Here is a 23,597-nt window from a genome sequence, read left to right on the forward strand (position 1 = left end):
TTTCTCACTAGACTTTTAAAGTCTCTGAAGGGCCGTTGAAGACTACAACGTTGATAGGCAAGATGTGGAAGTGGTGTGAGCCATTAAGCTAACTTGTACTAATTACCCGTGAGGCTTAACCATACAACGCCAAACGCGTTTTATGTGATAGTTGATAGCGCAAGAAGTTAATAGACTAAAGTAGATTACTGAAAACTTTTATTATCAGAATTCCAAATTTTAGTTAGTGCGTAGCGATACGGACTGACACCCAAATTTGCTTGGTGACAATAGCGTTTTGGACCCACCTGACCCCATGCCGAACTCAGTAGTGAAACGAAACAGCGCCGATGATAGTGTAGCATTTGCTATGTGAAAGTAGGACATTACCAGGCTCCAAATACAAGAAAGCCCGACTCGAAAGAGCCGGGCTTTTTTACGTCTGTAGGAAAGTGAAATGCGCACACTCACCCAGCATCTATCGCGTAGGTTGGGCGAGCGAAGCGACTCCCGACGAATAAAGAGTTTAGCATTTGCTATGTGGCTCTCTAGCGCTGTGGGCACTACGACATTCTACTGCGTTGTCGCTATGCAGTAGCGCACCGACTCCAAATACAAGCAAGGCCGACTCTAAAGAGTCCGGGCTTTTTTGCATCTGGAATAAAGTGAAAATACGGGTTCGAGATATAAGGGTAAATATGAGCCTAAGGCTTAACGATGATCCTTAGCACTTTCTTATTTCACGTGCTGGATTGCCGGCAACCACGGTTTTTGATGCAATGCTCTTAGTTACCACTGAACCCGCACCAACAACAGTGTTATCACCAATGGTAACACCAGCTAACACAATAACTCCCGCGCCAATCCACACGTTATTACCAATAGTAATCGGTGCTGCAAAGTTTTCTTTATTGAGTCGCTCTGTGGGGTTAACCGCATGAGATACGGCCAATAGTTGAACGTTCGGACCGATTAAACAATCGTCGCCAATGCTTATGGCTCCTTCATTTATTGGCGCATCCAACACAGTGCAGTTAATGTTTATAAAAGTACGATCACCTATATGTATTTGACTGCCATAGTCACAATGAAAGCCCGCTTCAATCATTACTCCATCACCACTGTGTGAGCATAATTCTTTTATTCGCTTTAAATTACCTTTACTGGGGCTTTTATTAAATAAGCGGCAAATTTCGTGCACAGCTTTTCGCTGCGCTAGATTCTCTTTACTAATACTATTAAATGGCTGCATATCAATTTTGTTTAACTTAAATAATGGTGTCTAGCTTAACCTACTTTGAGCATGATGATAATTTGAATAAAACTGCGCTTTTTTTATGCATTCACTTGCCATTTATTATGTTTCGTTTAAAATCCCCTAACTTTCGAAACGAAACTTAATAGTAGTTACTTAATGACCAAACGAAATACACAGCAACGCCGTCATCTGATCCTTAGCCAAGTAAATGAGCTTGGTGAAGTGGCTGTTGAGACCCTTGCTGAACAGTTTCAAACATCAGAAGTAACCATTCGGAAAGACTTAACCGCGCTTGAGAAAAGTGGCTTGTTGCTGCGCCGATATGGTGGAGCTATTGCGCTACCAAAAGAGATAGTAAGCGATGAGATCGATTCTAAGCGCAAAGTAGCCATTGCTAAGGCAGCAGCGGCGCTTATAAAAGATCATAACCGCATTATTATTGACAGCGGCCGCACCACTGCAGCGATGATCCCTGAGTTGGCTACCAAGCAGGGGTTAGTTGTTATGACTAACGCCATTAAAGTGGCAACACGTTTATTAGCACTTGAAAACGAGCCAACACTTTTGATGACAGGTGGAACGTGGGATCCGCATTCAGAATCGTTTCAAGGGCAAGTAGCTGAAAATGTTCTATGCTCATATGATTTTGATCAGCTATTTATAGGTGCCGATGGCATTGATGTAGCGCGTGGAACAACCACGTTTAATGAACTTGTTGGATTAAGCCAAGTGATGGCTAAAGCGGCGCGCGAAGTTATTGTGCTGGTTGAGTCAGAAAAGATTGGCCGAAAAATACCAAATTTAGAATTACCGTGGCAAACAGTAACCACATTAATAACCGACTGTGGCTTAGCAAGTGATAAACGTGCAGCCATAGAGGCGTGTGGTGTAAAACTAATTTGCGCAGAGATTATACAATAGCAACTACATCGTGAGTTGCTAGAATTAAAAAGTTAATGGAGACACTATGTGTGGAATCGTTGGGGCTGTTGCAGAACGTCCAGTAAATAAAATCTTAGTTGAAGGCCTTAAGCGTCTTGAGTACCGTGGTTATGACTCAGCAGGTGTAGCTTTACTTGAAGGTAATACACTTAATACAGTTAAAGCAGTTGGTAAGGTTGTAAACTTAGAATCAGCACTTGAACAAGCTGGTGTTAGCGGCCACACAGGTATTGCACACACTCGTTGGGCGACTCATGGCGGTGTAACTGAAGCCAATGCTCACCCACATGTTTCAAGTAATCAATTAGCGCTTGTACATAACGGTATTATTGAAAACCACGCCAGCTTGCGTGCAGCACTTAAAGGCGACGGTTACGAGTTTTTATCAGACACCGACACTGAAGTAATGGTGCATTTAATTCATCAGTTACGCCAGCAGCACACCACTTTATTAGCGTCAGTTCAAGCAGCTGTTAAACAGTTTGAAGGCGCATTTGGTACCGTTGTGTTCGATAAAGCGAATGATAACGAAATTATTGTAGCGCGCTCAGGTAGCCCGTTAGTTATTGGTTTAGGCCTTGGTGAAAACTTTATTGCTTCTGATCAACTTGCATTATTACCGGTGACTCGCAGCTTTATCTTCTTAGAAGAAGGTGATGTAGCGCGTATTACTCGCGACACCGTAGAAATTTTTGATGCAGATGGCAACGCGGTTGAGCGTGAAGTTGTTGAATCAAACATCACGCAAGATGCATCAGGTAAAGGTGATTACCGTCACTACATGCTAAAAGAAATTTATGAGCAGCCACTTGCAGTACGTAACACCCTTGAAGGACGTTTAAACGACGACCGCGTAGCTATTGATGCTTTTGGCGATAGCGCACAGCAAATATTTAAAGACGTAAAACATGTACAAATTATTGCCTGTGGTACTTCATACCACTCAGGTATGGTTGCTCGTTACTGGCTTGAGCAATTTGCAGGTGTTAGCTGTAACGTAGAGATTGCCTCTGAGTTCCGTTACCGTCAATCGTTTGTACACGAAAACAGCCTACTAGTAACGATTTCACAATCGGGCGAAACGGCTGATACTTTAGCTGCGCTTCGTTTAGCCAAAGAGCAAGGCTACATGGGTTCAATGACTATTTGTAACGTACCAGGCTCATCGCTTGTGCGTGAATCTGACCTTGCCTTTATGACCAAAGCCGGTGCTGAAATTGGTGTTGCATCTACTAAAGCATTTACTACACAGCTTGTTGGTTTGTTAATGCTTACTGCGTCTATTGCGCAAGAGAAAGGCCTAGATCAAAGCGCGATTGTTAACGCTATAAAATTGCTTCCAGCTAAATTAGAAGAAACGCTACTATTGGCTGATGGCATTGCAGACCTTGCTGAAGAATTTGCTGATAAACACCATTCACTGTTTTTAGGGCGCGGCTCACAATACCCAATCGCGATGGAAGGCGCACTTAAGCTTAAAGAGATTTCATACATTCACGCTGAAGCCTACGCAGCAGGTGAGCTTAAACACGGCCCATTAGCGCTAATTGATGCCGATATGCCAATTATTGTTGTAGCACCAAACAATGAATTGCTTGAAAAGCTTAAATCAAACGTAGAAGAAGTACGTGCTCGCGGCGGCATCATTTATGTATTCGCTGATAAAGACTCACACTTTGAGTCAGACGACACAATGCGTGTAATCAACGTAAACCACGTAGATGACGTAATTGCCCCTGTTGTATATACAATTCCATTACAGCTACTGTCGTACTACGTAGCGGTCATTAAAGGCACTGACGTTGATCAGCCACGTAACCTAGCAAAATCGGTTACAGTTGAGTAAAATCAAAAGGTTATAGGTTTTTATTAATGTTAAAAAAGCGCTTAAGGCGCTTTTTTTGTGCCTGAAAGTCTGTTAGCTTAAGTAACTTATTATTCTCTAAGGGATTAGTCATGCGTTTATTAACCGTTATTTGCTTTTTTAGCTTTTTTGCTTTTAGTTCACAAAGTGTCTTTGCACAAGCTGGCATTAAACAGCAAAGTGCTGATGACTCTCAGTTCATGCACACTATTAAATCGGCTGTTTTAAACGAAGAACGCACAGTTGTCGTGCAATTGCCTAAAAGCTACCAAGCTCAGCCAAATAAGGTATACCCAGTTGTTTATCGCTTAGATGGAGCGGGTAATATACCGCTTGCAAGTGCTGTTATTGAGCGCTTACAAAATGATAATCGTGCGCCTGAGGTTATTATTGTCGCTATTGAAAACACTAATCGACTTAGAGATATGTATCCTACAGTGAATAAAGAGCCACAAGGTCCTGTCGGTGAAGGGGGCGGCGCGGCAAAGTTTTTAGCGTTCTTTGAGCAAGAGCTCATTCCTTTAGTAAATAAGAATTATCGCACGCATGACTATAAGGTTATATCTGGTGCCTCCGCTGGAGGTGTATTTGCGCTATATGCTTTGCAGGCAAAGCCCGAACTATTTCAAGCGCATATTGCTTATAGCCCTGCGGTTTGGTGGAACTATGGCGCAATGGTAAAAAGCACAAAATCGTTTATAACTAAAAACAAAGAGCTTAACAGTTACGTTTATATCAATATCGGCGAAGAAGCCGGCATAATGCGAGAAAGGTATGATGAATTACAGCAATCACTGCAATCACATAAAGTGCGGGGGTTACGCTTTTTTAGTGATGCGTTTGATGGTATCTCGCATGGCTTAACCTCTGCTGCAGGCATATTTAATGCCTATTACAACTTATTTTTACCTAAACAAATGCCTATCAGTGCTTTAACTGATGATGTAGCCTCTATTGATGCTTATTATCAAAACTTATCTCAGCAATGGGGTGAGCAAATATCTCCACCAGACCGCGCTGTTAGAACACTCGGTTATAACTTAACGGGCAGCAAGCAATTTACCCGTGCTATTGAGGTGTTTAAATACAATATAAAAAATCACCCCAAATCAGTCGATGCGCTTTCAGCCTTGTCTTATGGCTATGAAATGCAAGGTGATACTCGTCAAGCACTTGAAAATATGGAATCTGCTCTAGCCATTGCAGATGACTCATACCCTTATATAAATTACTTAAAAGAAACAAAAGCTAGGTTGCAGGTAGAGTTTGATAACAGTAACTAGGATTTTTAGTTACTGTTAAATAAAAATGACGCGCAAGCGTCTTTTTATTACCTGTAGCTAAATATTATTTAAATCACTAACCTCTACTTAATAGCTGCTAAATACGCTAAAATTACAGGCTACTTTTAAGCAATAAGCCCGTAATAAATATGACCTCAGCCGCAAGCCCTAGTACTTTTAACGATCTTGGCCTTATTCCAGAGCTACAAGCTCGTTTAACCGATTTGGAATATAGCCAACCTACGCCAATTCAAGCTAAGGCGATTCCAAGTGTACTTGCTGGTAGCGATTTAATTGCGGGGGCAAATACCGGCTCAGGTAAAACAGCAACCTTTGCTTTGCCTATGTTACAAACGCTATTTTTAGAACAAAGCACTAAAAAAGCAGCGAGCAAAGGCAACTTTGTAACAGGGCTTATTTTAGTGCCTACCCGTGAGCTGGCAACACAAGTGGCAGATAGTGTTAAATCGTATTCTGCTAACTTTAATGGCGCCATTAAAACGGTGGCGGTATTTGGTGGTGTGTCGGTTAATACCCAGATGCAAGCTCTACGTGGCGGTGCCGATATTATCGTAGCAACCCCAGGGCGTTTACTTGATTTAATCTCAAGCAATGCGATTAAGCTCGATAAAGTAAAAACTTTAGTGCTTGATGAAGCTGACCGCATGTTAAGCCTTGGCTTTACTGAAGAGCTTGCTGAGCTATTAGCGCTTATGCCTGCTAAAAAACAAACCATGTTGTTTTCAGCGACTTTCCCAGAGCAAGTCAAACAATTAACGCAAGAGCTGTTAACTAATCCGGTTGAAATACAAGTACAAAGCAAAGACGAAAGCACTTTAGTTCAGCGCGTATTTACGGTTAATAAAGGCGAGAAAACCACGGTTTTAGCGCACTTAATTAAAGCGCATCAATGGCGCCAAGCACTTATTTTTGTCAACGCTAAAAAAGACTGTGAGCACTTAGCAGGTAAGCTTGAAAAACGCGGCGTGAACGCACAAGTATTCCATGGCGATAAAGGCCAAAGCGAGCGTACTCGTGTAATTGAAAAATTTAAAGCTGGCGAAATAGAGGTGTTAATTGCCACCGACATTGCCGCCCGTGGTTTAGATATTGCCAAACTGCCTGTTGTTATTAACTTTAACTTACCGCGTAGCCCAGCTGATTACATGCACCGTATTGGCCGAAGCGGCCGTGCTGGTGAAGTCGGTTTAGCGTTATCGTTAATTGATTATGAAGACTTTCATCACTTTAGAATTATCGAAAAGAAAAACAAACTTCGCTTAGAGCGCGAAGAGGTAGCAGGTTTTGCTGTAAACCAAGCCAACCTTGATGCGGCTGAGGCGCTAAAAAACGACAAGCCAATGGCCAAGCCAGAAGGTACAGGTAAGAAAAAGAAGAAAAAAGCCAACCAAGAAGATGACGTGTGGAGTGGCTGGCGTAAGAGTAAGTAAAAGTTAAGATTATAAAGCCGACATTTGTCGGCTTTATTGTTTATTAATCTTAAAATAGAGTCATTAATATTAAAGCGCTTTGATATCGCTTTTCCACTTTACCAATGCTGCAATGAATTTGGGGCCAATACCACAGCAGCCGCCAATAATTGTTGCGCCTAGGTTATGCCATTGCTTAGCAAATGCTACATACTCAGCGGGTGATAAGTCGCGGTAACCTTGCGAGCCTTCATTGGCTTTATAGTCGCTGGCGATTGGTGTAAAGCCATTCGCAAAGGCCCCTAAATTAAGGTGTTTATTTTGCTGTTTTAGCACTCGATTAGTGTCGCGCAGCGCTTGTTCAATGACCTCGGGAATAGAGCAATTGAAGAATATGCCCGCTATATTATGTTCGAGCAATGCTAAGGTAGCGTCTGATACTAATTCACCAGAGCGCAATGTGGCTTGTTCGCTTACTTCATCACTTAAGGTAAATGCGTAATAACATGGTTTTTTTGAATTCTTAAGTACGCTTGCCATTACGTGAGCTTCTTCAATACTGGAAATAGTTTCACCAATCCAAATATCGACATATTCATCCTGTGCTTTATATAGGGTATCTAAAATAGTAAATGCGCGTTCACTTTGGAAAAAATCAGCACGGTACGATCCAAATGCGGGGGGCAATGAACCCGCAACTAGCACGTTTTGTTTAGTTTTTTGAGCTGCTTCTTTTGCAATTACAGCAGCTTGCTGTGAAAGTGTTGCACCTTGTGCTTGGTAAAGCGTTTCACCTAAGTGAAAGGGGACACACGCATAGCTATTTACCGTAATAATTTCTGCACCCGCATTTATAAAAGCTTGATGCGCTTGAGTTACGCATTGCGGTGCTTCTATTAAAGCTTGTGCACTCCAAAGTGGCTGTGAAAATGGCGCGCCCATGCGCTTAAGTTCACGGCCCATACCGCCATCTAATATTGTTAACTTGCTCATAATGGACTTCTAAACGTCTAAATAATTAATGCTATTCAAACATATTTTTTGAAAATTCATAATGAAACTTCATCAGGTTTAACATGAAAAAAACTCAATGCTTTTAAACAGACACAAAAAAAGCGACTACCCAAAGGTGTCGCTTTGTTTTAATAAGGCTTAGCTTACTTATAAAACGCTTCTACAGTGCCTTTTACTTTCATAAGTAATGGCTGACCACGACGGTCTAGCGCTTTAGGCGCTGCTACTTTTATCCAACCTTCGCTGATGCAGTATTCTTCAACGTCAAAACGCTCTTTACCGTTAAGAGTAATACCGATTTCATGTTCAAATACTTCTTCTACATAAAATTTGCTACGTGGGTTGATAGACAGTTGATTTGGTAATTCTGGTTTGTTTGTATCAGTCATAATGGTGATCTGCGTTGAATTAATTATGCGCTATTGTAGGCAATAGCTGGCTTATGCTCAAGCACGAGATCAATAAACTAAGTGGCTTTTATGTATATAGCTAAGAGCGGGTGTTTATAAGTGCTGCGGTATGATGCGCTTGGTTAATAAACGCTGTTGCTGCTGCACTTTGATAGCTCCCATGACGCTGCAATATAACAGCTGTGCGCTTTAATAACGACGGTGCAAGTGTGATAGCTGTGAGCTCCTCATGTTTACTGGCAATATTTGAAGGTAACAGTGTGGCTAATTGGGTATAACGCACTATTTCAATAACTGCGCTGAGTGAATTAGCCTCCATAAGCACATTTGGTTGCACGTTATGCTGACGGCAATGGCGCTCTATTTGTTCGCGCGTTGCAAATTCATTACTTAGTAACACCAGTGATTGCGCATTGAGCGTATGCAAATCAATCGAGCTTTGCTGCGCTAACTCATGCTGCTTGTTAACCACCAATGCGAGTGTTTCTTCTAGTAAATTATGTGCCTCTATATCTGCACTATGGCTGCCTTCAAAGGCAATGCCTAGGTCAAACTCATCATCAAGTAGGCGTTTTTCCATCCGCTCTTGCGACATTTCTTCCATGCTTAAGCTGATATTAGGGTGTTGCTGATGAAAGGCTTTAATTAAGGGTCCAATAAGATAGGTTGTAAAGGTGGGTGTAATGGCCACTCTTAATGCACCTCGGCTGAGGTTTTTTACATCATGAATAGCTCGCTTTCCCTCTGCTAAATCCTGCAATGCTTTTTGTGCATAGCGGGCATATACCTCACCGGCATCGGTTAATTTTACGCTGCGACCTGAGCGGTCAAATAAAGGTGCACCGAGGGTTTCTTCAAGCTGTTTAATTTGCTGCGATAGCGCCGGTTGCGACACATACAAGGAAGCTGCCGCCTTAGTGAAGTTTTGGTGCTTGGCAACCGCCAAAAAGTAATTGATATGACGCAGTATCATGGCTCTACTATAAGTATTTCTTATCGGTATCATAATATACCAGTCTTTTACCTTATTAAAAGCGGGCGTATTATTCATTGCATCAACAACACAGAGACACCCATTATGAAAGATATCATTGAAGGTTTTTTAAAGTTTCACACTGATGCATTCCCAGAGCGTGCCGATTTATTTAAAAATTTGGCGACTAAGCAAAATCCACGCACTTTGTTTATTTCATGTTCTGACAGTCGTTTAGTGCCAGAGTTGGTAACTCAACGAGAACCTGGTGGATTATTTGTTATTCGTAATGCTGGGAATATTGTTCCTTCATATGGGCCTGAGCCGGGGGGAGTGTCTGCTTCTGTGGAGTACGCGGTTACTGCATTAAAAGTAACGGATGTGGTTATTTGTGGCCACTCTGATTGTGGCGCCATGACGGCAATTGCAACCTGCAAATGTATGGACCATATGCCTGCTGTTGGCAGTTGGCTACGCTATGCCGACTCAGCTCGTATTGTCAATGAAGCACGTAATCATGCAAATGAACGTGAACGCATAGCAGCGATGGTCCGTGAAAATGTTATCGCACAACTTGAAAATATTAAAACTCATCCATCAGTTCGTTTAGCCCTAGGCGAAGGCCGTTTAGCCTTGCATGGCTGGGTTTACGATATTGAATCGGGTGGTATTGACGCCCTAAATGGCAATACCAATACGTTTGTTTCCCTTGCTGAGCATACTGATGTTCGTGCATACCCAACTCAGCTTCCTGTAGCTGTATAACCAACCATTGTAAGAGGTACTATTATGATCCAATCTCAAGTGAGCAACACTGCACGTTTAGCATTAACTGATACAATTATTGCGGCAAAAGCAGAAAAAAATCTGTCGTTTGAACAAATTGCACAAGGTACAGGTTTAAGCGATGTATATGTAACTGCGGCATTACTGGGGCAACACCCATTACCAGCAGAAGCGGCACAGCAGGTAGCTAATACGCTTGGTTTAGACGACAGTGCAGTTGAATTACTTAAAGCAATTCCACTGCGTGGTAGCGTAGAAAACAATATGCCTACCGATCCAACTATTTATCGTTTTTACGAAATGATGCAAGTATACGGCACAACATTTAAAGCCTTAGTACATGAACAATTTGGTGACGGTATTATCAGTGCGATTAACTTTAAAGTAGATATGAAAAAAGTAGAAGATCCAGAAGGAGGCTCGCGCGCAGTGCTCACTCTTGATGGTAAGTTCTTGCCTTACAAGCCTTTCTAAACACTTTATAATACTTATTCATAACAGTCGGTGCTTTGCACCGGCTTTTTTAGGTTATTAAGGATGATTTTTCATGAATACACATGCTAGGCCTGCTACTGCTAGTACATCAACCTTCTCACTGCTTTGGCCGATGTTAATTATTGCGATACTGGCGATGACATTACGCCCGACCCTAACCTCAGCTGGTCCTGTGCTGGATGATATTCGCTTAGCCACTGGTCTTGGCTTACAGGGGGCGTCATTATTAACCGTATTGCCAATGTTTTGTATGGGCGTATTCCCCTTGTTACTGCCTTGGCTTGGCCGATACTTAAGTGAAAATGCGTGGATAGCAGGAGGCTTATTTGCCATTGCATTGGCGGGTGTTTGGCGGCTATGGCTTGGCAGTGGTTGGGAATTAATTATCTCTGCATTAGTGGGCGGTACTGGTATTGCAATCGTGCAAGCAATGGCACCTGGTATTGTTAAGCGTTGGTATCCGCAGCGAGTGCCAGTTGCCATGGGCGTTTACTCAGCTTCATTAATGGCGGGTGGTGGAATGGCCGCTATACTCACACCGCTAGTGGCAAAGCATTATAATAGCTGGCAAGCAGGGCTTGGCATGTGGTTTATTATTCCTGTCATTGCCATGCTACTGTGGTGGTTAAGACCGCGCGAGCATATGGAAGCCAAGCATAGCAGTGTTAAACGAAACTTTTTTATTAACCAGCGAGCATGGTTACTTGCAGCCTATTTTGGTTTGGCTAATGGTGGTTACGCATGCATGATTGCATGGCTACCCAGTTATGCGCAAAACCTAGGCTGGAGTGCACAGCATAGCGGCGAACTTATTGGCGTTATGACTGTGTTTCAGGTTATTGGTGCGTTAGGTGCGCCACTACTTTCATCAACTCGCATAGATAGACGACCTTGGTTATTAGCTGCCGTTGTTTTTCAGCTGGTGGGTTTTATTGGTTTAATTGTATTACCTGAGCCAATGATGAATGTTTGGGTCGGGCTTATTGGGTGTGGCTTAGGCGCGTGTTTTTCGCTAACGCTAACCGTGGCGCTCGATCATTTAGCTAATCCTAAATTGGCCGGTGTGCTAACTGCATTTGTACAAGGTGTTGGATTTATTATTACTGCAATTATTCCTTACGCAGCAGGCGTATTGCTTGATTTAACCCATAGTTATCAGGCGTCTTGGTTAATGCTAGTGATCACCCTAATAGCTATGTTAATTATGACCACAAGGTTCTCCCCAGCAAGTTATTCCAAAGCAATGAGCGATTAACGCTCCACGGGTTCCTGTCTTTTTGGCTGCTAGTGTATGGCAGCCGTCATTTTTTCTTCATCAAAATTACCTTTATTAGTCATATCTGTTTTTTATAGTGCAGCGGTTGATGTTTTTGAGCTCACAGTTTTTAAAAATAACCACTACATAATGGGAATTACGGATGAAAATTAAAAAAGTCGCTGCGGCAATCGCACTCACCTGTGCGTTTAGTGCCATTAGTCATGCCAATGTTCTACCGCAAAGTCAAAAAGACAGCAGCTGGTATAGTGCCGCACAAACAAAACTAACAACTAAAACAACGCAAGCACAAGCGGTTAAAAGCACCAGAGCTAAAAATGTAATTTTATTTGTTGGCGATGGCATGGGTATTTCTACCTTAACAGCGGCGCGTATTTTACAAGGTCAACGAAACAACCAGCTCGGTGAAGAAGGCTATTTAAGCTTTGAAAAATTCCCGTATTCAGCACAAGTTAAAACCTACAATGTTGACGCACAAACGCCAGATTCAGCAGGCACTATGACAGCAATGATCTCAGGGGTAAAAACCGATGTGGGTGTTATTGGGGTTGATGAGAAGGTTGAACGAGGTAACTGTACAACGGCTATCGGTAATGAGTTATTAACAGCCACGGAGCTGGCTGAAATTAAAGGCTTAGCTACCGGTGTTGTTTCAACTGCACGTATCACTCATGCGACACCGGGTGCAACGTATGCTAAATCAGCTGATCGCAACTGGGAAGATATCTCAGACATGCCAGAGGCAGCAGTTAATGCAGGCTGTGAAGATATTGCCTCACAGCTAGTTAACTTTGAAAAAAACCTAGAAGCGCGTTTTATAGGTACCGATGTTGATGGCTTAGACTTTGTAATGGGTGGCGGCCGTCGTCACTTTTTACCTAAAGATGCATCTGTAAATTCAAATGATGCAATGAGCGCCGTAGAAGGCGATCGTACTGATGAGCGCAACCTTGTTACTGAATGGCAAACACAATATCCAAATGGCACTTATGTGATGGATCAAGCTGGGTTTGATGCTATTGCCGATGATGCAACCCAAGTCTTTGGCTTATTTAACGAATCGCACATGCAATACGAAGCTGACCGTGCCAACGATATAGCTGGTGAGCCGTCGCTTACCGATATGACAACTAAAGCGATTGATGTACTGGGTAAAAACGAAAAAGGCTTTTTCTTAACCGTAGAGTCGGGCCGTATTGACCATGCTCACCATGCGGGTAATGCTTTTAACGCACTTAACGACACTATTGAATTTGCAAAAGCCGTTCAAGCTGCCGTTGATAACACCGACCCTGAAGAAACGCTTATTTTAGTTACAGCCGATCACAGCCATGTGTTTACTATTGCAGGTTACCCGAAACGTGGTAACCCAATTTTAGGTAAAGTGGTTGGTGTTGGCCAAACCACACCAACGCTAGCTGCTGATAACATGCCATACACTACCGTTGGGTATGCAAATGGCCTCGGTTTTAGAAACTTAGTTGATGAAACAGATGCGGACGCAAGCTATGAAACAGCTGCGGTTGCAGGACGTGTTGAGCTAAATGGTGTTGATACAAATACGCCAGGTTTTCACCAAGAGGCTACTGTTCCACTTGGCTCTGAAACGCATGCAGGTGAAGATATTTCACTGCATGCAATGGGCCCAGGTGCTCACCTTGCTCAAGGTGTTATAGAACAAAACGTTGTATTTCATTTAATTAATCAAGCTCTTGAACTAACTCAGCAATAATGGCGGCTCACATGAATAAATTAACAGTACTTTCTTTAGCAGTAATGGTCGCATTAACGGGGTGTTCGAGTGATGACGACAAAAACAGTAATAATATTTTAGCGGTAGATAACCAAATCGCAGTGGGATCTGCGCAATGTATCAATGGCGGCGTAGAAACGCAAAGCGGTGTTGATACCAATACTAATGGGCAATTAGAGAGCAGCGAAGTAACGCACACTAACTTAGTATGTAACGACCCAGCTACCTCATTAACGAGTGAACAGCTCGCTTCATTAAGTAATAATGCTTGGTTTAGCGACGCACAAACTAAACTCGCTAGTGCGCAAGATGCAGCAAGTAAGGTAGTAACAGAGTCAGGTAAAGCGAAAAACGTGATCTTGTTTGTTGGTGATGGTATGGGTATTTCTACCATAACGGCGGCGCGTATTTTAGCGGGGCAGTTGCAGGGTGAGATGGGTGAAGATCACCAATTAAGCTTTGAAACTATGCCGTATTCTGGATTTGTAAAAACTTATAACGTAGATGCACAAACACCAGATTCTGCCGGTACGATGACAGCAATGGCCTCTGGTGTAAAAACCGATGTGGGTGTAATTGGTATTGATGAAGCGGTTGAGCGTGGTAATTGTGCATCAGGCAAAGGGCATGAGCTTGTTACTTCGTTAGAGCTTGCGGAAATTGCCGGTAAATCTACCGGTATTGTTTCTACGGCACGTATTACCCATGCAACGCCTGCGGCAACGTATGCTAAGTCGGCTGATCGTAACTGGGAAGATATTTCAGATATGCCAACTTCAGAGTCAGCCAATTGTGAAGATATTGCTTCACAGCTGGTTAATTTTGAAAAGAACTTAGAAGCCCGTTTTAGTGGTGTTGATGTAGACGGAATCGAAGTGGTTATGGGTGGCGGGCGTCGTCACTTTTTACCTAAAGATGCAGCTTTTAATTCAGCAGATGCAATGAGTGCTGTTGAAGGCGACCGTACTGATGCACGTAACTTAGTAACTGAATGGCAAACAACTTACCCGACTGGTACTTACGTAATGGATCAAACCGGCTTTGACGCCATTAGCGATGATGCCACAAAGGTATTTGGTTTATTTAACGAATCGCACATGCAATACGAAGCTGATCGCGGTAACGATGTAGCTGGTGAGCCTTCGCTATCGCAAATGACCGAAAAAGCTATTAATGTTTTAGATAACAATGATAAAGGTTTTTTCTTAACGGTAGAGTCTGGTCGTATTGATCACGCCCACCATGCGGGTAACGCTTACAACGCATTAAACGACACTATTGAGTTAGCTAATGCGGTAAAAGTGGCGATGGAAAATACTAACCCAGAAGAAACACTAATCGTGGTCACGGCCGATCACAGCCATGTGTTTACTATTGCTGGTTACCCTAAACGTGGTAACCCAATATTGGGTAAGGTAGTGGGTGTAGGCCAAACTGAGCCAAGTTTAGCGGCCGATGATATGCCTTATACTACGGTTGGTTACACTAATGGTGGTGGCTTTAGAGACTTAGGCAATGAAACCGATGCAGATGCAGGCTATAACTTTGCACCGGTTACAGGGCGTGTTGATTTAAGCAATGTTGATACTACAACGCCGGGCTTTCACCAAGAAGCACTTGTGCCACTATCATCAGAAACCCATGCGGGTGAAGATGTGGGTGTGTATGCAACCGGACCTGGTGCGCATTTAGTAACAGGCACTAATGAGCAAAGCTTTTTGTTCCATGTTATGGACTTTGCTGCTGACTTTGTAAAAGCGGCGGATGAAAAAGTAGCGCAATAAATTAACTTGCTAAACAAACAGCCCGCACACTGTGCGGGCTTTTTTGTGTCATACAAATGCCATTATTAAGCGTTATTTTAGAGTCATAAAGTAATGTTTAACTAAGAGATTACCCCAATGAAAAAGCTATTATTTATATTCTCAGCACTGGCCAGCACGAGTGCGCTCGCCCAACAGTGCGACATTGATGCTGCGCAACTAAAAGCCGACTATAAAATTACCAATCAGCACAAATCGCAGCACAGCACCCAGTCACTTACTCTTTGGCGAAACAATCAGCAGGTGGCGCATCAAAGTGAAACACTAACCGAGCTTTGGCAGCAGCTAAGTAATAACCAGCTTCGTCCTATTCGTTACTTTAATGCCGAGCAACGCGGTATTGAGTACCAACCATCGGAGGTACGTGGAGTGCAAAATTGGAGCGCCAAAAGTCAGCTGGTGGATAACCATTTAATTGCAAAAATGACCCTAGTAAGTTCACAAGGTGAGGGTTGTAATGAGGTAAAAAATTATGTGCTTAATGAGGGCGATAACCAATTTAAGCTGACTTTTCTCCCGCAAGCAAAATTAGTTAAAACTTTTAGTGTGACTAATAAAAAAAGTGATACTCAAACCTTGCTTAGCTTAAATGATGTAAACAGTGATACACCTGCAATTAAGGCTCAGTTTGCAAAATGGGATAACTTTCAAACCACCGATTACGCGGATATTGGCGATAACGAAAGCGATCCATTTTTAGCTAAAATGATTAATCTTGGTTTTATAGAGCACGGCGCTACTGGTTTTTATAATCAGCAAGGCGAGGCTATTCAAGGTGGGCATCATCATTAGCGTTTTTTGGCTTAATCGTGCTCTCGGTTAAGCCACTTTCATAATCGTTGGCGTCACAGGTATTTAAGTTTTGCCGTGCTTGTTTATCTTGTTGTAATACCTGTTTTAAATCTTCCATACGTTGGCGCACGGCTACGCCATAACTGGCATCATCACCCCACAGTTCGGCAAGTTGTAATACCGCAGCCCGGTCGTGATCTCTAAATAACTTACCAGCACGTTCAGCATCTTCTTTGCTATTACCAAGCAATTGCAACGATTCTATGGCTAAGTTTATGGCTGAGTCGACGGTTTCGCGGTTAAACGCATCCACTTTTAAATTAAGTAATTGGTATGCATGGCGGCGATCTATGGCGCGCGCCACTATTTTTAATTGGGGGTAGTTTTTATGCGCCAGCTTAATAATCTCAATAGTTTTATCTGGGTCATCAATCGCGACAACCAGCATTTGTGCTGTATGCGCGCCCGCGGCTTCAAGCAGTTCTTGGCGTGCCGCATCACCATAAAATACGGTATTACCAAAGCGGCGCAGCAGTTCTATTTGGCTTGGGCTGTGATCAAGTACGGTAATTTCGTAGCCTTGCGCATGTAATAAACGCCCCATAATTTGCCCAAAACGGCCGTATCCGGCAATGATCACATGCTTAGCTGTGCTTATTTGTTCTGGTTTATCAAATTCGGGTGCCGTGCTGCTATAGCTACGCTTTTGAATTTGCTCATACAACATCAGTAGTAAAGGCGCTATTAGCATAGAAACGGCAACCACAAGGGTAACTAAATTGGTTTGCTCTGGGGTTAAAATACTCAAGGTGGTGGTTACACTAAGCAGCACAAACGCAAACTCGCCGCCCTGAGCAAGGGCTAAGGTAAATAGCAGTTGCTGTTTACGACTAATATTAAAAGCCATTGCCAAGGCAAGTAAAATACAGGCTTTAATGACAATTAATAGCACCACTAAGGCAATCACGGTACTGAACTGATTAAACAGCAGTTCAAAATTAATTGATGCACCAACCGTGATAAAAAATAGTCCCAGTAATAAGCCTTTAAAGGGTTCTATATCGGCTTCTAGCTCGTGTCTAAATTCACTTTCGGCCAATACAACTCCGGCTAAAAAAGTACCCAGTGCGGGCGATAAGCCAATACTTTGCATCACCAGCGAAATAGCCACCACTAAAAACAATGCAAAAATTGTGAATATTTCACGCATGTGGGTTTGTGCTATGTATCTAAATAGTGGTGCCGACACATATTTACCGCCAGCAATGATAGTGGCAATAACAGCAACAGAAACCCCAACTTGCTGCCAAATAGGCCAGCCTGCAATGATGGAGTCGCTAATGTCTTTTGAGTTACCTTGTGGTGCAAAAGCCAGTAAAGGGAGCAGCGCTAAAATAGGAATAATCGCAATATCTTGAAATAATAAAACCGAAAATGCATTTTGCCCAGCTTCTTGTTTTAACCAGCCTTTTTCTTCTAAGCTTTGCAGCACAATAGCAGTTGAAGACAGTGCGAGCATTAAGCCTATAGCCAGTGCTGTTTGCCAATGCATGGCAAAAAACCAATAACAAAAGGCAAAAATAGCCGCTGCACTTAATACTACCTGCAATCCGCCAAGCCCTAAAATTGAGTGGCGCAGAGTCCACAAACGCGAAGGTTGCAGTTCAAGGCCAACTAAAAATAACATCATCACAACGCCAAATTCAGCAAAGTGCATTACATCAGTTTGGTCACCTACGACACCTAATGCATAAGGGCCTATCAAAATGCCAGCAATTAAATAACCCAGCACAGAGCCAAGCCCAAGTCGTTTTGCTATAGGAACTGCAACAATGGCGGCAGCTAAGTAAATTAACGCTATTTCTAACACATGCTTACCTTATTAACGTTGAGATAAATAGCATGGCTTAGGTGCGTATAAAATACAATGAGTTACGAAAGTAAAAAGTGCTTTAGCTTACAAGTAAAATTAACTTTACTGGTAGCGGCCACAAAAAGAACGCTTATTTGAGCTTTTTACTGATATGGTATCGTTTATATAACAGACCGTATTTTTTGTTGCAGGAATGACCTTTTCTTTATGATTTCGCTAAATAATGTGTTTTTTACACGCCAAGATGGTGGCTTGAAACGACAAATAATTAATGACTTAGCGTTAACTATTTTGCCTGCAGCGCACATTGCCTTACTAGGTGATAGTGGCTCGGGTAAAACAACATTATTAAATTTATTAGCCGGTTTACTGTCTCCAGATGCAGGAACTATTACGGTTAATAAACAAAAAATTAGTGAATTGAGTGCCAATGAACTTGCGCTTTATCGGCGTAAAATAGGTATTATTTTTCAGCATTACCAATTACTCAGCCCGTTAAATGTGAAAGACAATATGTGTTTTCAAGCAAGGCTTAATGGGTTATCGCCTAGCGACGATGAAGTAAATACGATGGCTAAAAAACTGGGTTTAGAAGGCAAGCTTACAGCAATGCCTGAACAACTCTCAGGTGGTGAGCAGCAACGGGTAGGCATAGGCCGTGCGCTATTAAATAAGCCCAAGCTGTTATTGGCTGATGAACCTACGGGTAACCTTGATGCCGCTCGCTCACTCGATATAGTTACGCTATTAAAAAGCCTGTGCGAAGAGCAACAAATAATACTTATTATGGTTACTCATAGTCAGCGATTGGCCGATCAGTTTGCTACGCAATTGTTTTTAAAAGATGGCCAAATTAATGGCTGAACTTAAACTTATTTTAATAACGTATATGCAGTTTTATCACCGCCATGTAGGGCTGTTATTACTGTTTTTTATTGGCTTTAGTTTGGGCGCGGCGCTACTTACTGCAATACAGGGCTTAAATTTAGAGGCCGGTAAACGCTATCAACAAACCACAGCACTAATTGCAAACCCAGTGACGCATTTTGTTCGCCCTGTGCTAGGTGAAAACAGCTTGCCCAACAGTATGTGGTCGCGTATTAGGGCGGCTGGTTTTACGCAGGTTCAACCGGTTTTAGAGGGCATAATTGAAAGCGATAAGCAGCAAAAACTCGCGCTTAGGGGCGTCAATTTATTACAGTGGCTTACAGAAAATACCGGCGGCTCAGCATCAACAACCAACAATCGTTATTCTGGGTTTGAACAGTTACTAAATACTGTTTATATCGACCCTAAATTAATGCAGCGGCTAAATTTAAAAAACAGCCGTATTAATATAAACATGGGCGATGCCACTGTTACTTTAGCGGTAAGCGAATTGCAAGGTTTAGGCATGACCATGCTGGTGGATATTAGCCTCGCAGACAAGTTACTGCGCGCAAATGGGGCAATTAGTTACTTTGAAGTAAGTGGCTTAAATAACAAACAAGCAGCCCAGTTAAAGGTATTGTTAGGCGAGCAAGCACGGCTTGAAGCTGCGCAAGAGCAAGCTTTTGATGCGCTCTCTGAGGCATTTTTCTTTAATTTACAAGCGCTGGCTTTGTTAGGTTATGTGGTGGGTGCGTTTTTAAGTTTTAATGCAATTAAGCTGGCATACAATGCGCGTGCTCACTTGCAGCAGCAAATGTGGGTGCTGGGTTGTCAAAGGTCGGTGTTAATTAAAGCGCTGGTTATTGAATTAACGGTGCTTAGTTTTTTTGCTGCAGTATTAGGTGCATTATTAGGCGCGGCACTGGCAAATGCCTTAGTTATGGATGTATCGGCGACTCTTCGAGGGCTTTACCAGCTAGATAGAAGCTTTGTAGTAAGCCTTGATAGCAGTATGATTGTCAGCGGTTTTACACTTAATATTGTTGTTTTGTTGGGGTTTTTAGCCAGTCAATCGGCTCGATTAAGTACTTTTTTAGCGCGTATTAAATGGCTAATGTTTGCGTTAGCTATTTGTGCAGCCAGTTACTTAGCGCTAACGGCAAATACCAAAATAAGCGCCTTATTGCTGTGTGTTTGTGTGTTACTCCTCTTTTTTGTTATTACGCCACCGGTAGTTAAAGCCGTTTTTAAATTGCCATGGCCAACACAAAATCCCATTATTCACTGGTTAAAAGCAGATAGCCTAGTGCAATTACCCGCATTACTCAGCTCGGTACTCGCTATTTTAATGGCTATGGGAGCCGCCGTAGGTATGCAGATTATGGTTGGCAGTTTTAGTGACACCTTAGATACACACCTTGAAAAACGCCTAAGCGCCGATTTATACGTAAGGCCCGATCAAAACATTCAAGCGTTAGGGGCTAAATTGCGTGAACTCCCAGAGGTCGAAAAAGTAGGCGTATATTGGTCAGCTAACAGTGAGCTTAAAACACCTAAAAATAGGATTGCTGTTGATGTTATGGCATTTGGTGCAACGGCCAGCTACAACCAACACCTTACTTTGTTAAACAATAAAGCACCTACATCTGCAGTATTTGAAAAAAACAAAAACGGGGTGGTGGGTTGCTTAGTGAACGAACCCGCCTTGCTGCAGTACTCGCTTAAAGTAGGTGATGTAATAACCCTAAAACAGCATATTAATACACTAACGTGCCAAGTACGTGCTGCCTATTTTGATTACGGCGAGCAAGGGTTAAATGTTGTTGTAACAACTAATGCATTATTGAATAGCAGCTTAAATTACACTGAGTATGGTTTATCGCTTTGGCTAAATCCAAATAGCGACGTAGACGCCATGGCCGAATATATTCAAAAGCAGCACCAATTAGATAGTCAGCAAGTTATTGCGAACCAGCAGTTTAAGCGTTTTGCAAAACAGTTATTTGGTAAAACTTTTTATGTTACTCAGGCGCTTAATATATTTATTATGCTGATTGCATTATTTGGCATGTGGGTAAGCTTTTTAACTTTAGGGCGCGGGCAATTACAGCCCATGGCGGTATTACAAACGCTGGGTGTCACCCAACAGCAATTATTGGGAGCAAAAGTACTGCAAGCTGCACTTATTATTTTAACCACCTTGTTATTAGCTATACCACTGGGGCTTAGCCTTGGATGGGTACTATTAACTTACGTCATGCCAATTGCCTTTGGTTGGACCATGGCCATGACCGTTAATTGGCTGCAATTAGGGGGCTTTACGGTGCTTATGTTTATGTTAGCTTTATTTGTGAGCGCGTTACCGCTAATAAAATTAACGCGAAGCGCCGTTGCCGATAATGTTGCCAAGCTATAGGACTTACATGAATAGACTAAAAGCAGCCGTTACCTTTATTTTTATTGGCGCATTAAGCGCGTGTCAGCCCGAAGCAGAGCAAGTAAATAAAAATAAACCAATGCATAGCGGGTTTGCACAACAATTTGGTGAACCTGTAAACAAAAACCAAGGACTGAGCTTTCCACGCGATCATGGGGCGCATCATCAACAAGGAATTGAATGGTGGTACGTAACTGCTAATTTAAAAGCAGATAATGGCGACACCTTTGGTGTGCAATGGACTTTATTTAGGCTCTCGGTTGATGAGCAAAGCACACAAACAGAACCATCGCCTTGGTGGAATGGGCAGCTTTACTTTGCTCACTTTGCAATACAAACCGATACCCAGCATCAGGCGTTCGAGAAATATGGCCGCTCGGGGCAAGTAAATATAACAGCACAGCCATTTGAGGCTCGCCTAGATGATTGGCAGCTAGCAAGTAAAAAAGCAGCATTTTTACCGCTTAGCTTAAAGGCACAGCAGGAAAATTACAGTGCAAACCTGGTGCTGGCTAATAGCCCGCTTGTAAAGCATGGCGAGCAAGGTTATAGCCAAAAAACCCACCAGGGGCATGCCTCTTACTATTACAGCTATCCGTTTTTACAAGCCAAAGGCGACATCACATTTGCGGGTAAAACTTTTAAAGTAACTGGAGATGCTTGGTTAGACAGAGAGTGGTCTTCGGCGTTAATCGATCCTACCCAAAATGGTTGGGACTGGTTTAGCATTCAGGCCGATGATAAAAAACAGGGTGGCTTGATGGCATTTTGTATTCGTAATGGCCAACAAAGTTATGATTACTGCAATGCATCGCACATTACGTCCGATGGACAAGTACGCGCTATTGACAATAACGACGTGACTTTGCAGGTATTAAAAACATCTGAGCTTACAACCCAAACAACGCAAAGTAGTAAAACCTATCCAGTTAAGTGGCACCTCAAGGTTAAAGGGTTTGAGCCTATTATAATTGAAGCGCGTAACCCCGATTCACGTAATCAATTGAGCATCCCCTACTGGGAGGGGCGAATTAAAACCCAAGGTGGTTTTAAAGGTAAAGGTTATGCAGAGTTGGTTGGCTATTAGCGGGTTATAAAACGGCTTTCAAAAAATGCACTTAAACCAAGGCTAAGTGCATTTTTATTAAGGGCTTAGTATATTAACTTGAACTCTGGATAATAAATCTATCTCAAGCAGCTATTTTGAGCGCTAACTGCGTTGAATTTACTTGCAATAGACTAGCTATTGACGCGTAATTTCGCCTTGTTTTCACTGAAAATCTCTGGCTAGAGAAGACAAACATAAATATTATTTTGATTCAATATGTTAGTAAATCTCTTAACCAGAGTTCAGGTTATATTAGTCTAGCTTTACTGAACCAGAGATATTATCGATGCTAACATCGCCAGAGCCTGCTTCTGTAATTGTTAGCCCTTTAGCATGATTAACGCGAATATCGCCAGAGCCATCTTCAATAGTCACGCTTGAGCCAATATGTTCAATCAGCATATCTCCTGAGTTATCGTCTATGGTCACTGCGCCATTAATATGTTTAATAGTTATGCCGCCCGAGCCATCTTCAACGTTTAATGCACCCGTTACATTAGTAACTTGCATTTCGCCTGAGCCATCTTCAATTGCGACATTACCACTGACATTATCAATATCAATGCTGCCTGAGCCATCATTTAATGCTAAATCGCCGACTACATTTTTTACGTAAATACTGCCCGAGCCATCGTCAATATTTAAGTTTTTAGCACTATTAATATCAATATTGCCAGAGCCATCTTTTACATCAATATTGCTTTGCATAGCGTTAATAATAATATCGCCTGAGCCGTCGTTAATATCTAAATTTAGGGTGTTAGGTACGGTAACAACTAAATTGATACTTGGTGATTGCCCGCTGTAAAAGCTAATCCCATTATTACTTTTATTTTGTGCAACAAGTTTTGCTTGTGTACCGCTTTTCTCAAGGGTGAGTTCGTATTCATCGTCAATGTCGGCGGTGTAAATGATGGCATCAACGCTAATATTGGTTGCAGTATTAGAGCCCTGAATATCGAGCGAACCGGCACCACTTAATATCGTTATGTACTCAAGGTTATTGCTTGGTAGTGAAAGCTGCTGGGTTTGTTTAACTGATGCGACACTGGGCGATATGTGAAATACACAACCGCTGAGTAATAAAATGCCGCTAATTAGTGAAACGGGCTTAGTGAAGTTGAATAGAGTTGATGCGCTCATGTTTAGTCCTTTGATATTGATTATTTTAGTTAATATACAAAGTATAGAGCAAAATTGAGGCCGAAATGTAAGTTGTTGTTTTATATGA

At 42.3% G+C, this 23,597-nt stretch carries 19 protein-coding genes and 2 rRNA genes; 15 read left to right on the plus strand and 6 right to left on the minus strand.

Annotated elements, in window-relative coordinates:
- Together P20439_RS18745 and rrf are read left to right on the plus strand one after the other, a co-directional pair.
- Window positions 1–123: ribosomal RNA gene (locus P20439_RS18745) — 23S ribosomal RNA — on the plus strand; the annotation flags it as partial.
- 136 nt (window positions 124–259) lie between these two features.
- A 5S ribosomal RNA gene (rrf, locus tag P20439_RS10625) occupies window positions 260–374 on the plus strand.
- 329 nt (window positions 375–703) lie between these two features.
- Here the strand turns inward: rrf and P20439_RS10630 are convergent.
- Complete coding sequence (locus tag P20439_RS10630) at window positions 704–1,231, minus strand: sugar O-acetyltransferase (RefSeq protein WP_008466744.1); 528 nt, start codon at window positions 1,229–1,231, stop codon at window positions 704–706.
- A gap of 162 nt (window positions 1,232–1,393) precedes the next feature.
- Between P20439_RS10630 and P20439_RS10635 the strand changes: the two genes are divergently transcribed.
- From P20439_RS10635 to P20439_RS10650, 4 genes are all read left to right on the plus strand, one after another.
- A complete protein-coding gene (locus P20439_RS10635) occupies window positions 1,394–2,158 on the plus strand; it encodes a DeoR/GlpR family DNA-binding transcription regulator (protein WP_008466746.1) in 765 nt (254 codons plus the stop codon).
- Window positions 2,159–2,204: 46 nt separating this feature from the next.
- A complete protein-coding gene (glmS, locus tag P20439_RS10640) occupies window positions 2,205–4,025 on the plus strand; it encodes a glutamine--fructose-6-phosphate transaminase (isomerizing) (RefSeq protein WP_008466748.1) in 1,821 nt (606 codons plus the stop codon).
- Window positions 4,026–4,135: 110 nt separating this feature from the next.
- On the plus strand, window positions 4,136–5,326 hold the full coding sequence (locus tag P20439_RS10645) for an alpha/beta hydrolase-fold protein (RefSeq protein ID WP_008466750.1): 1,191 nt from the start codon (window positions 4,136–4,138) through the stop codon (window positions 5,324–5,326).
- 149 nt (window positions 5,327–5,475) lie between these two features.
- Window positions 5,476–6,777 (plus strand): DEAD/DEAH box helicase, encoded by a 1,302-nt coding sequence (locus tag P20439_RS10650; RefSeq protein WP_008466751.1) that lies wholly within the window; start codon window positions 5,476–5,478, stop codon window positions 6,775–6,777.
- 69 nt (window positions 6,778–6,846) lie between these two features.
- On the opposite strand, the gene P20439_RS10655 is transcribed toward P20439_RS10650, so the two are convergent.
- The 3 genes from P20439_RS10655 to cynR all read right to left on the minus strand — a co-directional run bounded on the left by P20439_RS10655 (window position 6,847) and on the right by cynR (window position 9,231).
- Complete coding sequence (locus P20439_RS10655) at window positions 6,847–7,749, minus strand: homocysteine S-methyltransferase family protein (protein ID WP_008466753.1); 903 nt, start codon at window positions 7,747–7,749, stop codon at window positions 6,847–6,849.
- 164 nt (window positions 7,750–7,913) lie between these two features.
- The gene (locus P20439_RS10660; RefSeq protein WP_008112798.1) at window positions 7,914–8,159 is read right to left on the minus strand and encodes a DUF3297 family protein; all 246 of its coding nucleotides are present in this window, start codon (window positions 8,157–8,159) and stop codon (window positions 7,914–7,916) included.
- 100 nt (window positions 8,160–8,259) lie between these two features.
- Window positions 8,260–9,231, minus strand: coding sequence for a transcriptional regulator CynR (gene cynR, locus P20439_RS10665; protein ID WP_242376051.1), 972 nt, complete (start codon window positions 9,229–9,231; stop codon window positions 8,260–8,262).
- A 27-nt stretch (window positions 9,232–9,258) separates the two neighbouring features.
- On the opposite strand from cynR, the gene P20439_RS10670 reads away from it, so the two are divergent.
- The 6 genes from P20439_RS10670 to P20439_RS10695 all read left to right on the plus strand — a co-directional run bounded on the left by P20439_RS10670 (window position 9,259) and on the right by P20439_RS10695 (window position 16,078).
- Complete coding sequence (locus tag P20439_RS10670; RefSeq protein ID WP_008112801.1) at window positions 9,259–9,918, plus strand: carbonic anhydrase; 660 nt, start codon at window positions 9,259–9,261, stop codon at window positions 9,916–9,918.
- A 24-nt stretch (window positions 9,919–9,942) separates the two neighbouring features.
- Window positions 9,943–10,413, plus strand: a complete 471-nt coding sequence (gene cynS / locus P20439_RS10675; protein ID WP_008112803.1) for a cyanase — start codon at window positions 9,943–9,945, stop codon at window positions 10,411–10,413.
- Between the two features lie 73 nt (window positions 10,414–10,486).
- Complete coding sequence (locus P20439_RS10680) at window positions 10,487–11,689, plus strand: CynX/NimT family MFS transporter (RefSeq protein WP_008466758.1); 1,203 nt, start codon at window positions 10,487–10,489, stop codon at window positions 11,687–11,689.
- 163 nt (window positions 11,690–11,852) lie between these two features.
- Window positions 11,853–13,442, plus strand: a complete 1,590-nt coding sequence (locus tag P20439_RS10685; RefSeq protein WP_008466761.1) for an alkaline phosphatase — start codon at window positions 11,853–11,855, stop codon at window positions 13,440–13,442.
- A gap of 11 nt (window positions 13,443–13,453) precedes the next feature.
- The gene (locus P20439_RS10690) at window positions 13,454–15,247 is read left to right on the plus strand and encodes an alkaline phosphatase (protein WP_008466763.1); all 1,794 of its coding nucleotides are present in this window, start codon (window positions 13,454–13,456) and stop codon (window positions 15,245–15,247) included.
- Window positions 15,248–15,364: 117 nt separating this feature from the next.
- Window positions 15,365–16,078 (plus strand): hypothetical protein, encoded by a 714-nt coding sequence (locus P20439_RS10695; RefSeq protein WP_008466765.1) that lies wholly within the window; start codon window positions 15,365–15,367, stop codon window positions 16,076–16,078.
- On the opposite strand, the gene P20439_RS10700 is transcribed toward P20439_RS10695, so the two are convergent.
- Window positions 16,053–17,948, minus strand: coding sequence for a monovalent cation:proton antiporter-2 (CPA2) family protein (locus tag P20439_RS10700; protein ID WP_008466767.1), 1,896 nt, complete (start codon window positions 17,946–17,948; stop codon window positions 16,053–16,055). The genes P20439_RS10695 and P20439_RS10700 overlap by 26 nt on opposite strands.
- A 210-nt stretch (window positions 17,949–18,158) precedes the next feature.
- Between P20439_RS10700 and P20439_RS10705 the strand changes: the two genes are divergently transcribed.
- Genes P20439_RS10705 through P20439_RS10715 form a run of 3 tightly spaced genes read left to right on the plus strand, consistent with a single transcriptional unit; the run spans window position 18,159 to window position 22,345 of the window.
- Window positions 18,159–18,815, plus strand: coding sequence for an ABC transporter ATP-binding protein (locus P20439_RS10705; RefSeq protein ID WP_008466768.1), 657 nt, complete (start codon window positions 18,159–18,161; stop codon window positions 18,813–18,815).
- The gene (locus P20439_RS10710) at window positions 18,808–21,237 is read left to right on the plus strand and encodes an FtsX-like permease family protein (protein WP_008466770.1); all 2,430 of its coding nucleotides are present in this window, start codon (window positions 18,808–18,810) and stop codon (window positions 21,235–21,237) included. The genes P20439_RS10705 and P20439_RS10710 overlap by 8 nt, the downstream gene beginning before the upstream one ends.
- A gap of 7 nt (window positions 21,238–21,244) precedes the next feature.
- Window positions 21,245–22,345, plus strand: coding sequence for a lipocalin-like domain-containing protein (locus P20439_RS10715; protein WP_008466771.1), 1,101 nt, complete (start codon window positions 21,245–21,247; stop codon window positions 22,343–22,345).
- Between the two features lie 273 nt (window positions 22,346–22,618).
- On the opposite strand, the gene P20439_RS10720 is transcribed toward P20439_RS10715, so the two are convergent.
- On the minus strand, window positions 22,619–23,509 hold the full coding sequence (locus P20439_RS10720; protein ID WP_008466773.1) for a hypothetical protein: 891 nt from the start codon (window positions 23,507–23,509) through the stop codon (window positions 22,619–22,621).
- Between the last annotated feature and the right edge of the window lie 88 nt (window positions 23,510–23,597).

It is taken from the genome of Pseudoalteromonas sp. BSi20439, from assembly GCF_000241165.1.
Lineage (GTDB): Bacteria > Pseudomonadota > Gammaproteobacteria > Enterobacterales > Alteromonadaceae > Pseudoalteromonas.

Coding starts and splice junctions, on each gene's coding strand:
- P20439_RS10705 (WP_008466768.1), top strand. CDS start 18,159: ATGATTTCGCTAAATAATGTGTTTTTTACACGCCAAGATGGTGGCTTG.
- P20439_RS10655 (WP_008466753.1), bottom strand. CDS start 7,749: ATGAGCAAGTTAACAATATTAGATGGCGGTATGGGCCGTGAACTTAAG.
- P20439_RS10630 (WP_008466744.1), bottom strand. CDS start 1,231: ATGCAGCCATTTAATAGTATTAGTAAAGAGAATCTAGCGCAGCGAAAA.
- P20439_RS10690 (WP_008466763.1), top strand. CDS start 13,454: ATGAATAAATTAACAGTACTTTCTTTAGCAGTAATGGTCGCATTAACG.
- P20439_RS10645 (WP_008466750.1), top strand. CDS start 4,136: ATGCGTTTATTAACCGTTATTTGCTTTTTTAGCTTTTTTGCTTTTAGT.
- P20439_RS10685 (WP_008466761.1), top strand. CDS start 11,853: ATGAAAATTAAAAAAGTCGCTGCGGCAATCGCACTCACCTGTGCGTTT.
- P20439_RS10710 (WP_008466770.1), top strand. CDS start 18,808: ATGGCTGAACTTAAACTTATTTTAATAACGTATATGCAGTTTTATCAC.
- P20439_RS10660 (WP_008112798.1), bottom strand. CDS start 8,159: ATGACTGATACAAACAAACCAGAATTACCAAATCAACTGTCTATCAAC.
- glmS (WP_008466748.1), top strand. CDS start 2,205: ATGTGTGGAATCGTTGGGGCTGTTGCAGAACGTCCAGTAAATAAAATC.
- cynR (WP_242376051.1), bottom strand. CDS start 9,231: ATGAATAATACGCCCGCTTTTAATAAGGTAAAAGACTGGTATATTATG.
- P20439_RS10670 (WP_008112801.1), top strand. CDS start 9,259: ATGAAAGATATCATTGAAGGTTTTTTAAAGTTTCACACTGATGCATTC.
- cynS (WP_008112803.1), top strand. CDS start 9,943: ATGATCCAATCTCAAGTGAGCAACACTGCACGTTTAGCATTAACTGAT.
- P20439_RS10715 (WP_008466771.1), top strand. CDS start 21,245: ATGAATAGACTAAAAGCAGCCGTTACCTTTATTTTTATTGGCGCATTA.
- P20439_RS10635 (WP_008466746.1), top strand. CDS start 1,394: ATGACCAAACGAAATACACAGCAACGCCGTCATCTGATCCTTAGCCAA.
- P20439_RS10695 (WP_008466765.1), top strand. CDS start 15,365: ATGAAAAAGCTATTATTTATATTCTCAGCACTGGCCAGCACGAGTGCG.
- P20439_RS10650 (WP_008466751.1), top strand. CDS start 5,476: ATGACCTCAGCCGCAAGCCCTAGTACTTTTAACGATCTTGGCCTTATT.
- P20439_RS10680 (WP_008466758.1), top strand. CDS start 10,487: ATGAATACACATGCTAGGCCTGCTACTGCTAGTACATCAACCTTCTCA.
- P20439_RS10720 (WP_008466773.1), bottom strand. CDS start 23,509: ATGAGCGCATCAACTCTATTCAACTTCACTAAGCCCGTTTCACTAATT.